At 58.9% G+C, this 13707-nt stretch carries 9 protein-coding genes and 1 pseudogene; all 10 read right to left on the bottom strand.

Going from position 1 to position 13707, the window contains the following annotated elements; all coding sequences use genetic code 11:
- Window positions 1-172: 172 nt before the first annotated feature.
- The gene (locus AB5I78_RS04735; protein WP_106578631.1) at window positions 173-1144 is read right to left on the bottom strand and encodes a peptide ABC transporter ATP-binding protein; all 972 of its coding nucleotides are present in this window, start codon (window positions 1142-1144) and stop codon (window positions 173-175) included.
- A complete protein-coding gene (locus AB5I78_RS04740) occupies window positions 1144-2112 on the bottom strand; it encodes an ABC transporter ATP-binding protein (protein ID WP_145165249.1) in 969 nt (322 codons plus the stop codon). Before AB5I78_RS04740 ends, AB5I78_RS04735 begins: the two co-directional genes overlap by 1 nt.
- Window positions 2113-2122: 10 nt before the next feature.
- The gene (locus AB5I78_RS04745) at window positions 2123-3034 is read right to left on the bottom strand and encodes an ABC transporter permease subunit (protein ID WP_145165247.1); all 912 of its coding nucleotides are present in this window, start codon (window positions 3032-3034) and stop codon (window positions 2123-2125) included.
- Between the two features lie 10 nt (window positions 3035-3044).
- Window positions 3045-4055: an ABC transporter permease subunit gene (locus AB5I78_RS04750; protein ID WP_010565541.1), complete on the bottom strand. Its 1011-nt coding sequence runs from the start codon at window positions 4053-4055 to the stop codon at window positions 3045-3047.
- 76 nt (window positions 4056-4131) lie between these two features.
- The gene (locus tag AB5I78_RS04755) at window positions 4132-5730 is read right to left on the bottom strand and encodes an ABC transporter substrate-binding protein (RefSeq protein ID WP_145165245.1); all 1599 of its coding nucleotides are present in this window, start codon (window positions 5728-5730) and stop codon (window positions 4132-4134) included.
- 80 nt (window positions 5731-5810) lie between these two features.
- Window positions 5811-7204 (bottom strand): annotated as a pseudogene (locus AB5I78_RS04760) (OprD family porin).
- A gap of 170 nt (window positions 7205-7374) precedes the next feature.
- A complete protein-coding gene (locus AB5I78_RS04765; RefSeq protein ID WP_370004724.1) occupies window positions 7375-8919 on the bottom strand; it encodes an ABC transporter substrate-binding protein in 1545 nt (514 codons plus the stop codon).
- Window positions 8920-9284: 365 nt separating this feature from the next.
- On the bottom strand, window positions 9285-10913 hold the full coding sequence (locus AB5I78_RS04770; protein ID WP_106578637.1) for an ABC transporter substrate-binding protein: 1629 nt from the start codon (window positions 10911-10913) through the stop codon (window positions 9285-9287).
- Window positions 10914-11171: 258 nt separating this feature from the next.
- Window positions 11172-12773, bottom strand: coding sequence for an ABC transporter substrate-binding protein (locus AB5I78_RS04775; protein WP_369302585.1), 1602 nt, complete (start codon window positions 12771-12773; stop codon window positions 11172-11174).
- Between the two features lie 90 nt (window positions 12774-12863).
- The gene (locus AB5I78_RS04780) at window positions 12864-13580 is read right to left on the bottom strand and encodes an SIMPL domain-containing protein (protein ID WP_145165237.1); all 717 of its coding nucleotides are present in this window, start codon (window positions 13578-13580) and stop codon (window positions 12864-12866) included.
- Window positions 13581-13707: the final 127 nt, after the last annotated feature.

Raw genomic sequence — 13707 nt, forward strand, 5'->3', positions numbered from 1 at the left:
AGGCAGTTAGATTGGTTTCGAATACTGAAAGGGATTTGGTCATCAAAAGCGGGTGGTGATCAGCCAAAAAAAGCCCCTCCCAACAGGCTGATGCGCAACCTGATGGGAAGGGCTTGTAGAACACCTGTCATGCCCTGGCGCTATCGCCAGGGCATTTTTTGTTGCAGCAGGCTCAGGCCACGAACTGCTCCGCGTAGTGGCAAGCCACCTGGCGGTTGTCCAGCGGCCGCAACAACGGCTCCTCGCTGCTGCAACGCGCTGTCGCATACGGGCAGCGCTTGTGGAACGCGCAGCCAGATGGCGGGTTCAGCGGGTTGGGCAGTTCGCCGACGATCTTGATCTTCGGCTTGTTCGGGTCTGGGTGGATGGTCGGGGTGGCCGACAGCAGCGCCTGGGTGTACGGGTGCAGCGGACGGGCGTAGATGTCTTCCTTGGGGCCCACTTCCACCGGGCGGCCGAGGTACATCACCATCACGTCATCCGCGACGTGTTGCACCACTGCCAAGTTGTGGGAAATGAACACGTAGGCGGTGTTGAATTCCTGCTGCAGGTCCATGAACAGGTTAAGCACCTGGGCCTGGATCGACACGTCGAGTGCCGAGGTCGGTTCGTCCGCCACCAGCACTTTGGGTTGCAGCATCATCGCGCGGGCCAGTGCAATACGCTGGCGCTGACCGCCGGAAAACATGTGCGGGTAGCGCTGATAATGCTCAGGGCGCAGGCCCACTTGCTTCATCATCGCCTGCACTTTCTCGCGGCGCTCGGCGGCGGACAGGTTGGTGTTGATCAACAGCGGCTCGCCGAGTTGATCACCGACTTTCTGGCGTGGGTTCAGCGAGGCATACGGGCTCTGGAACACCATCTGCACGTCTTTGCGCAGTTGCTTGCGCTGGGCCTTGTCGGCACCGGCGACTTCCTGGCCGGCGATTTTCAACGAGCCCGACGACGGCTCTTCAATCAGCGTCAGCGCGCGGGCCAGGGTGGATTTGCCGCAACCCGACTCACCCACCACGGCGAGGGTCTTGCCGGCTTCCAGTTCAAACGACACACCATTAAGCGCGCGTACCAGCGCGTGGCCCTTGAACAAGCCACGGGAGACTTCGTAGTGACGGGTCAGGTCGCGGGCGGTAAGAACGACGGCCATTACGCCACCTCCTGGTTCAAGGGGTAGAAGCAGCGCGCGAGGCTGTTGGTTTTCGGGTCAAGGCCAGGCCGCTGGGCACGGCAGGATTCCTGCACATACGGGCAGCGTGGCGACAGCAGGCAACCCTGCGGGCGGTCATAACGACCGGGCACGATGCCCGGCAGCGTGGCCAGGCGCGTGGCGCCCAGGCTGTGCTCGGGGATCGCCTTGAGCAGCGCTTCGCTGTACGGGTGCGCCGGGATGTCGAACAGTTGCGGCACCTGGCCGACTTCCACGGCTTGGCCGGCGTACATCACGCACACGCGCTGGGCGGTTTCGGCCACCACGGCCAGGTCGTGGGTGATCAGCACCAGGCCCATGTTCTGCTCTTTCTGCAGGGCCAGCAGCAGCTCCATGATCTGCGCCTGAATGGTTACGTCCAAGGCCGTGGTCGGCTCATCCGCGATCAGCAGTTTCGGTTCGCCGGCAATCGCCATGGCGATTGCGACACGCTGGCTCATACCGCCGGACAGTTGGTGCGGGTAAGCATCCATACGGCTGGCGGCGCCCGGGATTTCCACTTTTTCGAGCAGTTCGATCGCACGTTTGCGCGCTTGCTTGCCGGACATTTTCAGGTGCAGGCGCAGCACTTCTTCGATCTGGAAACCCACGGTGTAGCTGGGGTTCAGCGCGGTCATCGGGTCCTGGAACACCATCGCCAGGTCTTTGCCGACGATTTGGCGGCGCTGACGGTTGCTCAGCTTGAGCATGTCCTTGCCATCGAAGTTCAGGGCGTCGGCGGTGACGATGCCGGGGTGCTCGATCAGGCCCATCAGCGCCATCATGGTCACGGATTTACCCGAGCCCGACTCGCCAACGATCGCCAGTACTTCGCCTTTGTCGACGGAAATGTCGAGGCCATCGACCACCGGCACGGCGGTCGCGTCGCCGAAGCGTACGTTGAGATTCTTGATTTCTAACAGTGACATGGGAATCTCCTCAGGCGGCGTTCTTGAGTTTCGGGTCCAGCGCATCGCGCAGGCCGTCACCCATCAAGTTGATTGCCAGCACGCTGAGCAAAATGGTCAAACCCGGCAAGCTCACGACCCACCAGGCGCGTTCGATGTAGTCACGGGCCGAAGCCAGCATGGTGCCCCACTCTGGGGTTGGCGGTTGTACGCCAAGGCCAAGGAAGCCCAGGGCCGCGGCATCGAGAATCGCCGAAGAGAAGCTCAAGGTGGCCTGTACGATCAGCGGCGCCATGCAGTTGGGCAGCACGGTGATGAACATCAGGCGTGGCAGGCCGGCGCCGGCGAGGCGGGCGGCCGTCACGTAGTCGCGGTTCAGTTCGCCCATCACCGCAGCACGGGTCAGACGCACATACGAGGGCAGCGACACGATCGCAATGGCGATCACGGTGTTGATCAGGCCAGGGCCGAGGATCGCGACAATGGCCACCGCCAGCAGCAGCGACGGCAGGGCCAGCATGATGTCCATCAAACGCATGATGGTTGGGCCAAGCAGGCGCGGGAAGAACCCGGCGAACAGGCCCAGCAGGATGCCCGGGATCAGCGACATCACGACCGACGACAAGCCGATCAGCAAGGACAGGCGCGAACCCTGGATCAGGCGCGAGAGCAGGTCACGGCCCAGTTCGTCGGTGCCGAGCAGGAACTGCATCTGCCCGCCTTCCAGCCAGGCTGGAGGGGTGAGCAGGAAGTCACGGTATTGCTCGCTCGGGTTATGCGGCGCAACCCAAGGGGCGAAGATCGCGCAAAACACCACCAGCAACATGAACAGCAGGCCGGCGACGGCGCCTTTGTTCTTGGAAAAGGCTTGCCAGAATTCTTTGTACGGGGACGGGTACAGCAGGCTTTGATCGACTGCTACCGCGGAAGTAGGTGTGGTCATGGTCATGATCTCAGCGCTGGTGACGGATGCGTGGGTTGGCGAAGCCGTAGAGGATATCCACCACGAAGTTCACCAGAATCACCAGGCAGGCGATTAACAGGATGCCGTTTTGCACCACGGGATAGTCCCGTGCGCCAATGGCTTCGATCAGCCATTTGCCGATGCCGGGCCACGAGAAGATGGTTTCGGTCAGAACCGCACCGGCCAGCAGAGTGCCCACTTGCAGGCCGACCACGGTGAGTACCGGGATCAGCGCGTTACGCAGGCCGTGGACGAATACCACGCGCGCCGGCGACAGGCCTTTGGCCTTGGCGGTACGGATATAGTCTTCGCGCAGGACTTCGAGCATCGACGAACGGGTCATCCGCGCGATAACCGCCAGCGGGATGGTGCCGAGCACGATGGCCGGCAGGATCAAGTGGTGCAGGGCGTCGAAGAACGCGTCCGGCTCGTCAGCCAGCAGCGTGTCGATCAGCATGAAGCCGGTGCGCGGCTCGATGTCGTAGAGCAGGTCGATACGCCCGGAAACCGGGGTCCAGCCCAGGCTTACCGAGAAGAACATGATCAGGATCAGGCCCCACCAGAAGATCGGCATCGAATATCCCGCCAGGGAGATGCCCATCACCCCATGGTCGAACAGGGATCCTCGTTTCAAGGCCGCGATCACCCCGGCCAACAGGCCCAGGATACCGGCGAACAACAGGGCGGCCATGGACAGTTCCAGGGTCGCAGGGAAGAGGGCGGTGAATTCGGTCCACACGCTGGTGCGCGTGCGCAGGGACTCACCGAGGTCGCCGTGGGCGAGTTTGCCTACGTAGTCCAGGTATTGCGCGTACAGCGGCTTGTTAAGGCCGAGGCGTTCCATTGCCTGTGCGTGCATCTCGGGGTCGACTCGTCGTTCGCCCATCATGACTTCGACAGGGTCGCCGGGGATCATGCGAATCAACGCAAACGTCAGCAACGTGATGCCGAAAAACGTGGGGATCAATAACCCCAATCGGCGGGCAATAAAACTAAACATCTTGTTGTGTACCTCAATCAGCCGGTTAGGCAGGTTCGGCACCGTCAATGGCGACGGTGCCGAGCGTCTTCTCTTATTACTTCACCTGGGTGGTGGCGAAGTTATTGGTCGTCAGAGGGCTTTGGGTATAACCCTCGACGTTTTTGCGCATGGCGGTGAACATTTTCGGGTAAGCCATGGGAATCCATGGTTGGTCCTTCTCGAAAACGTCCAGTGCTTGTTCATAGAGTGCAGCGCGCTGGGCCGGTTCAGCGATAGCGCGTGCCTTGTCGATCAAGTCTTGAAACTCTTTGTTACACCAGCGGGCGTAGTTTTCGCCGTTTTTGGCTGCATCGCAACTCAGGTTTGGTGTGAGGAAGTTATCCGGGTCCCCGTTATCCCCCGCCCAACCGGCGGACACCATGTCGTGCTCACCGTTTTTGGCACGCTTGAGCATTTCGCCCCATTCCATGACCTTGATGTTCACTTTCAGGCCGATCTGCGCCAGATCCGCCTGCATGCGCTGGGCGCCGAGCATCGGGTTGGGATTGGTCGGGCCGCCGCCGTTACGGGTGAACAGGGTGAACTCGGTGCCTTCCGGTACGCCGGCTTCCTTGAGCAGGGCGCGGGCCTTGTCCAGGTCACGCGGTGGGTTTTTGAGCTTGTCGCTAAAGCCCAGCAGGGTTGGCGGGTACGGGCCGGTGGCGTCGATTGCGTTGCCTTTGCCGTACAGGGACTCGTTGTAGCCTTTTTTGTCGAACGCGATGTTGATCGCGTGGCGCACGCGCGCGTCGCTCATGTACTTGTGGGTGGTGTTCAAGGCGGTGTAGCTGGTGGTCATCGCCGCCAGTTCCGCGACTTTCAGGTTGGGATCAGCCTTGGCGCTCGGCACATCATCGGGCTTGGGATACAGCGCGATCTGGCATTCGTTGGCCTTGAGCTTTTGCAGGCGCACGTTGCTGTCGGTAGTGATGGCCAGGATCAACGGGTCAGCCGGCGGCTTGCCACGGAAGTAGTCCGGGTTGGCCTTGAAGCGCACTTGGGCGTCTTTGGCGTAACGGTTGAAGATGAACGGGCCGGTGCCGATGGGCTTGGCGTTCAGGTCATCGGTCTTGCCGGACTTGAGCAACTGGTCGGCGTATTCGGCGGAGTGAATCGAGGAAAACGCCATGGCCAGATCGGACAGGAACGGTGCTTCAGGACGGGTCAGGGTGAAGACCACGGTGTGGTCGTCGGTCTTCTCTACGCTCTTGAGCAGTTCCTTGAAACCCATGCTTTCAAAGTACGGGTAGCCCACGTTGGACTTGTTGTGCCACGGGTGATTCGGGTCCAGCTGGCGCTGGAAGCTCCAAAGCACGTCGTCGGCATTCATGTTGCGCGTGGGTTTGAAGTAATCGGTGGTGTGGAACTTGATGTCGTCACGCAGGTGGAACGTGTAGGTCAGGCCATCGGCGCTGATTTCCGGCAGGTCTTTGGCCAGGGCAGGCACGACTTCGGTGGTGCCGGGCTTGAAGTCCACCAGGCGGTTGAACATGGTTTCTGCCGCGGCGTCAGCGGTGACGGCGGTGGTGTACAGGACCGGGTCAAAACCTTCCGGGCTGGCTTCGGTGCAGACCACCAACGGTTTGGCCGAAACGCCGATCGCAACGCTCAATAGCGCAGCGGCAATGGCAGCTTGTAACGGGAGCATTTTCATTCAGAGCCCTCTGCAATCGAGTGAACCAGACAAGCGTAGACCGCGGGCTCGTCCTGAGCCCGCCGTCTACCTGGCGCTAATTAAAGAATGTTGAACGGGATGGTGGTGACCAGGCGGAACTCACGCAGGTTGCCGTCAGCCTGGTTGGCGCTGGCACGGTGAGTCACGTAGGTACCACGAATGGTGGTGGCCTTGAGTGCGCCGCTTTGAATCGCGTAGGAAGTACCCACGCCGTATTCCTGGTGTTTCTCGCCGTCCTGGGTCTGGATACCGTTGTAAGCAAAGCCGGCACGGCCGCCGTCGCCGGTGTAGTGAGTGCCGTCGATGCCCAGCCGCGAGCCGAGTAGATGTTGAACTTCAGGCCTGGCACGCCGTATTCGGCCATGTTGATGCCGTAAGCGATCTGGAACGATTTCTCGTTCGGACCGTTGAAGTCGGACGTCAGGGAGTTGGCCAGGTAGATACCGTTGGTTTCGTGCAGGTAGTCGAAGTACTCGTTACCGTTCACTTCCTGGTACGAGAAGGTCAGGCTGTGAGCCTGGTGAGTCAGGCCGAGCGACAGCGAGTAAGTGTCGTTGTCGATCTTGCCCATCAACTTTTTGCCTTCGTCGACGGTTTTGTAGTAGTTCAGGCCGGTGGTCAGGCTCAGTTGCTGGCTGTCACCCAGTTCATGGGTTGCGCCGAAGTAGTACTGGTTCCAGAAGTCTTTGACTTGAGCGCCGAAGAAGCTGGTTTTCAGGCTCTTGAACGGCTGGTAGTTCACACCCGCGGTGTAGACGTGATCCGCTTCCTGGCCATTGCCGTATTCGCTGCGGAATTTCGACAGGCTCTGTTCGGTACGTGGCGACACGCGGTCGAAGTAAGCGCCCTGGAACGACAGGTTGCTGAACTCTTCGCTGTTGAGGGCAAAACCTTCAAAGCTCGACGGCAGTGCACGGTTGCCGATGGTGTCGACGATGCCGCTGCTGAAGTTCTGGCGACCGGCGGTCAAGGTGGTGTTGGACACACGGAACTTGACGTTGGCCAGACCCAGTTTGCTCCACTGGCCTACTGCATCGCCGTCGGAGTCGGCCAGGGTACGGTTGGAACCGCCCTTGATGTCACGCTTGCTCTGGTCGAGCGCGATGACGTTGTAACCCGCTACTTCGGTTGCTACCCCAACAGTGCCTTGGGTGAAGCCCGAGGAGTAGTTAAGGATGGTGCCTTGCAGCCAGTTGGTACGGTAGGCGTCGGTGCGAGCCTCGCCGTGCTTCTGGTAAGTGAACTTGCTACCACGGAAACGCTGCTCGTTGGAAAACCAGTTACGGGTGGTACCGCCCAGGCTTTGACCGTCGATAAAGCCTTTGGCCTCGCTTTGGGCGCTGGTGCCGGCCAACGTGGTAGGGACGAAGTCCTGGCTTTGGGTTTCAGCGAAGGCGGTTGCCGTGATGCTGCTGATGGCCAGGGCCAGAAGCGCTTTGCTGCTCAGTTTCATGGGTGAAGCTCCTTTGGTTCTCTTTTTAATGCCGGTCTTTTTAGGTGAACCGGCTATTGGGTGTGTAACTCGTTCAAGCCTTTGCAAACGTTTGCTGTAGGAAATTTCGCAACAAAAGGCTGCACGTTTGCCAGGGAGCCAACGTCGCTCCCTGCAATCCGGTTATTTTTTTATGGGTTGATACTGACGCCCGAGAACACGTTGCGGCCGAAGGGGCTGACTTTGAAACCTTCGACTTTGGCGCTTAACGGCTGGTTGACCGTCGAGTGGGCGACGGGCGTGATCGGCACCTGTGCTTTAAGCAGTTGCTGCGCCTGTTTGTACAGAACAGTCCTTTGTTCGCGGTCGGTGACGACCTTGGCTTGCTTGATCAGCTTGTCGTACGCCGGGTCACACCACATGGAGTAGTTGTTCCCGCCGATGGCGTCGCAGCTGTAAAGAGTGCCCAGCCAGTTGTCCGGGTCACCGTTGTCGCCGGTCCAGCCGATCAGGCTGACGTCGTGCTCACCGTTCTTGGTGCGCTTGATGTACTCGCCCCATTCGTAGCTGACGATCTTGACCTTGAGGCCGATCTTGGCCCAATCGCTTTGCAGCATTTCGGCCATCAGCTTGGCATTGGGGTTGTACGGACGTTGCACCGGCATCGCCCACAGGGTGATCTCGGTGCCTTCCTTGACACCGGCGGCCTTGAGCAATTCCTTGGCTTTTTCCGGGTTGTAGGCAGCGTCCTTGATGGTGTCGTCGTAGGACCACTGGGTCGGCGGCATGGCGTTGACCGCCAGTTGGCCGGCGCCCTGGTACACGGCGTTGAGGATGCTTTGCTTGTTCACCGCCATGTCCAGCGCCTGACGCACTTCGAGCTGGTCGAAGGGTTTGTGGCGCACGTTGTAGGCGATGTAACCCAGGTTGAAGCCGGGTTTGGTCAGCAGTTGCAGGTTCGGGTCGGCCTTGAGGGCGTCGACGTCGGCCGGGCGCGGGTGCAGCGTGATCTGGCATTCGCCGGCCTTGAGCTTCTGTACCCGTACCGACGCATCGGTGTTGATGGCGAAGATCAGTTGGTCCAGCTTGACCCGGCTTGGGTCCCAGTACTGTTTGTTAGCCACGTAACGGATCTGCGAGTCTTTCTGATAACGCTGGAACACAAACGGGCCAGTGCCGATCGGCTTCTGGTTGATGTCGCTGGGCTTGCCTTCCTTGAGCAACTGCTCGGCGTACTCGGCCGACAGAATCGAGGCAAAGCTCATGGCGATGTTTTGAACGAACGCGGCGTCAACCGTATTCAAGGTCATCACCACGGTGTGCGGGTCGGTTTTCTCGACCTTGGCAATGTTCTTGTTCAGGCTCATCCCGTTGAAGTATGGAAACTCGGTGGGGTAGGCCTTGCGAAACGGGTGGTCGGGGTCAAGCATGCGGTTGAAGGTGAACAGCACGTCGTCGGCGTTGAAGTCGCGCGTCGGCTTGAATTCCTTGTTGCTGTGGAATTTCACCCCTTCACGCAAATGAAAGGTGTAGGTCAGGCCGTCTTCGGAAATATCCCACTTGGTTGCCAACCCAGGTACCACATTGGTCGCGCCTTTTTCGAACTCAACCAAGCGGTTGTACAGCGGCTCGGCCGCATCGTTGTCGGTGGCGGTGGTGTACTGCGCGGTGTCAAACCCGGCCGGGCTGCCTTCAGAGCAGAACACCAGGCTCTTCTTGTCGGCGGCTTGGCCCATCGTGGCCACAGCCAGCAGGCTGGTGCCAAAAATTGCGGATAGAACAGTGGTATGGCGCATGACGATCCCGATCCTTGTTTGTAGTTGTCATCAGCGAGCAATCACCCAGGCTCGAAGCCTGGGAGACATCACTGATCCCACACACGGCAGGTGCCTTTCCGATATTGGTGCCTCTGCTGTCGTACGACGGTATGGGCCGTGGACTTCGCAGTAAATGCGCCAAAACGGATTGACCTTGTAGGCAACAGACGCACCTATCGCAGTTCGTTGCCGTAGGACGGTAACGGTTGCAAAGGTGGTCTGATTCCTACGGTCCAGGCGGATGCAATAACGGCGACGTTATGAAACGTCGCCGTTATTAATCCTTACTTGCCGCTTACGCTTACGCCGTAGAAAGAGTTCAAGCCAAACGGGCTGATCTTGAAGTCCTGCACGGTGTTGCGCATGGGTTGATACACCGTCGAGTGCGCGATAGGTGTGTAAGGCAATTCATGTTTCAGGAGTTGTTGCGCCTGCTTGTACAGTTCGGTGCGCTTGGCCACATCAGTGGTCGACTTGGCCTGACTGATCAGGTCGTCGTACTGCTTGTTGGTGAACTTGGAGAAGTTGTTACCGTTCAAGGCCGAGGAGGCAAAGAGGGTACCCAACCAGTTGTCCGGGTCACCATTGTCACCGCTCCAGCCGATGATCATCGCCTGGTTCTCGCCGCCTTTGGAGCGCTTGATGTACTCGCCCCATTCGTAGCTGACGATGTTGACCTTCAGGCCGATCTGTTTCCAGTCGCTCTGCAGCATCTCAGCCATCAGCTTGGCGTTCGGGTTGTACGGACGCTGAACCGGCATGGCCCACAAGGTGATCTCGGTGCCTTCCTTGATACCGGCTTCCTTGAGCAGTTCCTTGGCTTTGGCCGGGTCGTACTTGGCGTCTTTGATGGTGGTGTCATACGACCATTGGGTCGGCGGCATGGCGTTGACGGCCAGTTGGCCTGCGCCCTGATACACGGAGTCGATGATCTGCTGCTTGTTGACCGACATGTCCAGCGCCTGGCGAACCCGCAGGTCTGCCAATGGGTTTGGCGTGGTCTGGCCCTTAAGCACAGGCATGACGTTGTAAGCGATATAACCCAGGTTGAAGCCCGCCTGGTGCGGCATCTTCATGTCCTTGTCCGCTTCCAGTGGCTTGATGTCCGCTGGGCGAGGATAGGCCGTGATCTGGCACTCGTTCTTCTTGAGTTTTTGAATGCGTACCGAGGCGTCAGTGGAGATCGAGAAGATCAGGTTATCAACCTTGACGTCTTCAGGCTTCCAGTAGTCCTTGTTGCCGGTAAAGCGGATGTTGGAGTCTTTCTGGTAGCTCTTGAAGACGAACGGCCCGGTGCCGATTGGCTTCTGGTTGATGTCGCTGGCTTTGCCTTCCTTCAACAGCTGGGCAGCGTATTCGGCCGACTGGATCGACGCGAAACTCATTGCCAGGTTCTGGATGAAAGCCGCGTCCACGGTGCCAAGGGTGAACTTGACGGTATGGTCATCAACTTTTTCGATGTTCTTGATGTTCTTGTCCATCTCCATGTCCGAGAAGTACGGGAACTCGGTTGGATAGGCTTTGCGGAACGGATCGTCCTTGTTGATCATGCGATTGAACGTGAACAGCACGTCATCGGCATTGAATTCACGAGTCGGCTTGAAATACGGGGTGGTGTGGAACTTGACGCCTTCGCGAAGGTGGAAGGTATACGTCAGGCCATCCGGGGAAACGTCCCAACTGGTGGCCAGGCCTGGAACAACGGCGGTGCCGCCACGTTCAAATTGGCTCAGGCGGTTGAACACGGTTTCGGCCGAGGCATCGAAGTCTGTTCCGGTGGTGTACTGGCCTGGGTCAAAACCGGCCGGGCTCCCTTCGGAGCAGAACACCAGGTTAGTCGCCGCTTGGGCGAAAGGGGCTGCGGCCATAAGGCCAGCGCTAACTAAAAGCGGAAGGACTGCGTGTTTAAGCATGTTGGCCTCATGATTTGTTGTCATTTTTGGTGTTGAGGGCGACCTCGTGAGTCGGCCTGCGGATACTTATGCAGGGGCCATACCCATTGCAAGATGCTGAACCGTCGTGGAGGCCAAACAGTGGTACGAACGTACAGGAATGTCGCATTTATGAAAGTTTGTACATAAATGCATATATATAGAGGGTTTTTTCGGTGCATTTGACGCACCAAAAAAGCCCAACCGAGGCGTCTGGCGCACTCGGTTGGGGCGCGGCTGTTACTTATCTAGACTGACACCATAAAACGGCGTCAGGCCAAAAGGACTGATCTTGAAGTCCTGCACTTCTTTTCGAATAGGCTGGAAAACCGTCGAGTTTGCGATAGGCGTTATAGGTACTTGTTCCTTAAGGATTTTTTGTGCCTGCTGATACCACTTGATGCGCTGGTCGCGGTCATTGCTGACTTTGGCTTGCTGCACCAGCTTGTCGTAGGCCGGGTTACACCATTTGGCGTAGTTGCTGCCTTTGACCGCGGCACAACTGTAGAGCACGCCGAGCCAGTTATCCGGGTCGCCGTTGTCGCCGGTCCAGCCGTAAATCATCGCGTCATGTTCGCCATTTTTGGCGCGTTTGATGTATTCGCCCCATTCGTAGCTGACTATGTTGGCTTTGATACCCACCTTTTCCCAATCCTGCTGAATCATCTGCGCCGACATTCGCGCGTTGGGATTGGAGGCGCGCTGCACGGTCATCGCCCAAAGATTGATGGTGGTACCTGGTGCAACCCCTGCTTCTTTTAGTAGCGCCCGCGCCTTGGTCGGGTCGTAGGGCGCGTCCTTGATGGTGGGGTCATAAGACCACTGGGCAGGTGGCAATGCGTTCTGCGCCAATTGCCCGGCGCTCTGGTACACAGCCTTGATGATTGCCGGCTTGTCGATGGCCATATCCAGGGCCTGACGCACTTTGAGTTGGTCGAGCGGCGGGTGAGTCACGTTGTAAGCAAGAAAGCCCAGGTTGAAACCGGCCTGTTGCAGCACGCGCAGGTTTGGGTCCTGTTTCATCACCTCGATATCGGCCGGGCGTGGGTAACCGCTGACCTGGCATTCGCCGGCCTTGAGCTTCTGCAAGCGCGAAGCGGCGTCCGGAGTGATGGCAAACACCAGGTTGTCGAGCTTCACATCCTCGGGTTTCCAATACTGTTTATTGGCGACGTAACGGATCTGCGAGTCTTTCTGGTAGCGCTTGAACACAAACGGCCCGGTGCCGACGGGTTTCTGGTTAATGTCTTCAGCCTTGCCCTCTTTCAACAGCTGGGCGGCGTATTCGGCCGATTGCACCGAGGCAAAACTCATGGCCAGGTTTTGCACGAACGAGGCATCGACATTGTTCAGGTTGAAACGCACGGTGTGATCGTCGAGTTTTTCGACGTTTTTGATCGTGGTGTTCAACCCCATGTCGGTGAAGTACGGCGACTCGGACGGGTAAGCCTTGCGAAATGGGCTGTCGGCATCCAGCAGGCGGTTGAAGGTAAACAGCACGTCATCCGCGTTGAAGTTGCGGGTAGGGGTGAAGTAGTCGGTGGTGTGGAACTTGACGCCATCGCGCAGATGGAAGGTGTAGCTCAGGCCGTCATTGGATACCTCCCAGCTCGTGGCCAGGCCGGGTTCGACTTCGGTGCCGCCACGCTTGAACTGGGTCAAGCGGTTGAACACGGTTTCGGCGGAGGCATCAAAATCGGTGCCGCTGGTGTACTGACTGGGGTCGAAGCCGGCAGGGCTGGCTTCGGAGCAGTAGACCAGGGTGCTGGCCGCCTGGGCCATCGGCATGAACGCCAGCAGGCTTGCAGCCAGGAGTAGCGGTTTGAAAGCGGTTCTTTCCATGGAAACTCCTGAAGTGGCAGGCCTATACAGCCGCCCAAACAAAAACGGCGGCAACCGAGGTTACCGCCGTTCAGGTTTGTCAGGTAGAGGTCACTGCATCTGTACTTCGATCACGCCGTCGGCGCTCATGTTGACCTGGCTGGTACCCGCTTCTACTTCAGGCGTCGGTGCCGAATCCGCCATCGCCGCTTTCATCATCATGCCGGCGCCGCGCGCGTAAGGCATCGGGTAGCCATTGGTGTTGAAGTTCAGGTTGACGATCTTGTAGCCCTTGCCGCCCAGCGCATCGGTGGCCAGCTGCGCGCGCGCCTTGAAAGCGGCGACCGCGTCTTTAAGCAGGGCATCTTCGCTGGATTTGCGCGTGGCGTCGGCGATGGCGAAGTCCATGTTTTCCATTTTCAGGGTGTTCAGCAGATCGCCGGTGAGCTTGGACAGCGCCGGGAAATCCGCGCTTTCCAGGCGCAGTTCGGCACGCTCGCGCCAGCCGGTGATCTTCTGGTTCTTGTTGTCGTAGATCGGGTAGCTGTTACGGCTGCCCTGGCGCAGGGTCACGCCTTTGACTTCGCGCGCTTCGCCCAGGGCCTTGTTCAGGGTGGTGGTGATTTCGGCGGCGAGCTTGGCCGGGTCGGTGTTTTGTGACTCGGTATAAAGGGTGACGATCATCTTGTCGCGAGCCACTTCCTGGCTGACTTCGGCACGCAGGGAGATCTGGTTGTAATGCAGTTCATCGGCGGCCATGGCCGGCAGGCTGGCCAGGGCGCTGGCGCTGAGAGTGAGGACAGCTGCACTGCGAGTGAAACGAGACATGGAAGCTCCTTGGGATGGTCGTGTTGGTATAACCGTGTTCGGTAAGACTGTAGACGGTGCTATCGGGTTCTTCGGGTTTACACATTCGCTACAAGTGGCGCGGTGCCGACGAACGGTCATCTGCCCG

This window comes from Pseudomonas sp. N2-3-1-14 (assembly GCF_041228395.1).
Lineage (GTDB): Bacteria > Pseudomonadota > Gammaproteobacteria > Pseudomonadales > Pseudomonadaceae > Aquipseudomonas.

Bases quoted from the DNA above. Each gene is read 5' to 3' on its own strand.
- AB5I78_RS04755 (WP_145165245.1), bottom strand. From the start codon at position 5,730: ATGAAAATGCTCCCGTTACAAGCTGCCATTGCCGCTGCGCTATTGAGC.
- AB5I78_RS04770 (WP_106578637.1), bottom strand. From the start codon at position 10,913: ATGCTTAAACACGCAGTCCTTCCGCTTTTAGTTAGCGCTGGCCTTATG.
- AB5I78_RS04775 (WP_369302585.1), bottom strand. From the start codon at position 12,773: ATGGAAAGAACCGCTTTCAAACCGCTACTCCTGGCTGCAAGCCTGCTG.
- AB5I78_RS04740 (WP_145165249.1), bottom strand. From the start codon at position 2,112: ATGTCACTGTTAGAAATCAAGAATCTCAACGTACGCTTCGGCGACGCG.
- AB5I78_RS04745 (WP_145165247.1), bottom strand. From the start codon at position 3,034: ATGACCACACCTACTTCCGCGGTAGCAGTCGATCAAAGCCTGCTGTAC.
- AB5I78_RS04780 (WP_145165237.1), bottom strand. From the start codon at position 13,580: ATGTCTCGTTTCACTCGCAGTGCAGCTGTCCTCACTCTCAGCGCCAGC.
- AB5I78_RS04735 (WP_106578631.1), bottom strand. From the start codon at position 1,144: ATGGCCGTCGTTCTTACCGCCCGCGACCTGACCCGTCACTACGAAGTC.
- AB5I78_RS04765 (WP_370004724.1), bottom strand. From the start codon at position 8,919: ATGGGCCAAGCCGCCGACAAGAAGAGCCTGGTGTTCTGCTCTGAAGGC.
- AB5I78_RS04750 (WP_010565541.1), bottom strand. From the start codon at position 4,055: ATGTTTAGTTTTATTGCCCGCCGATTGGGGTTATTGATCCCCACGTTT.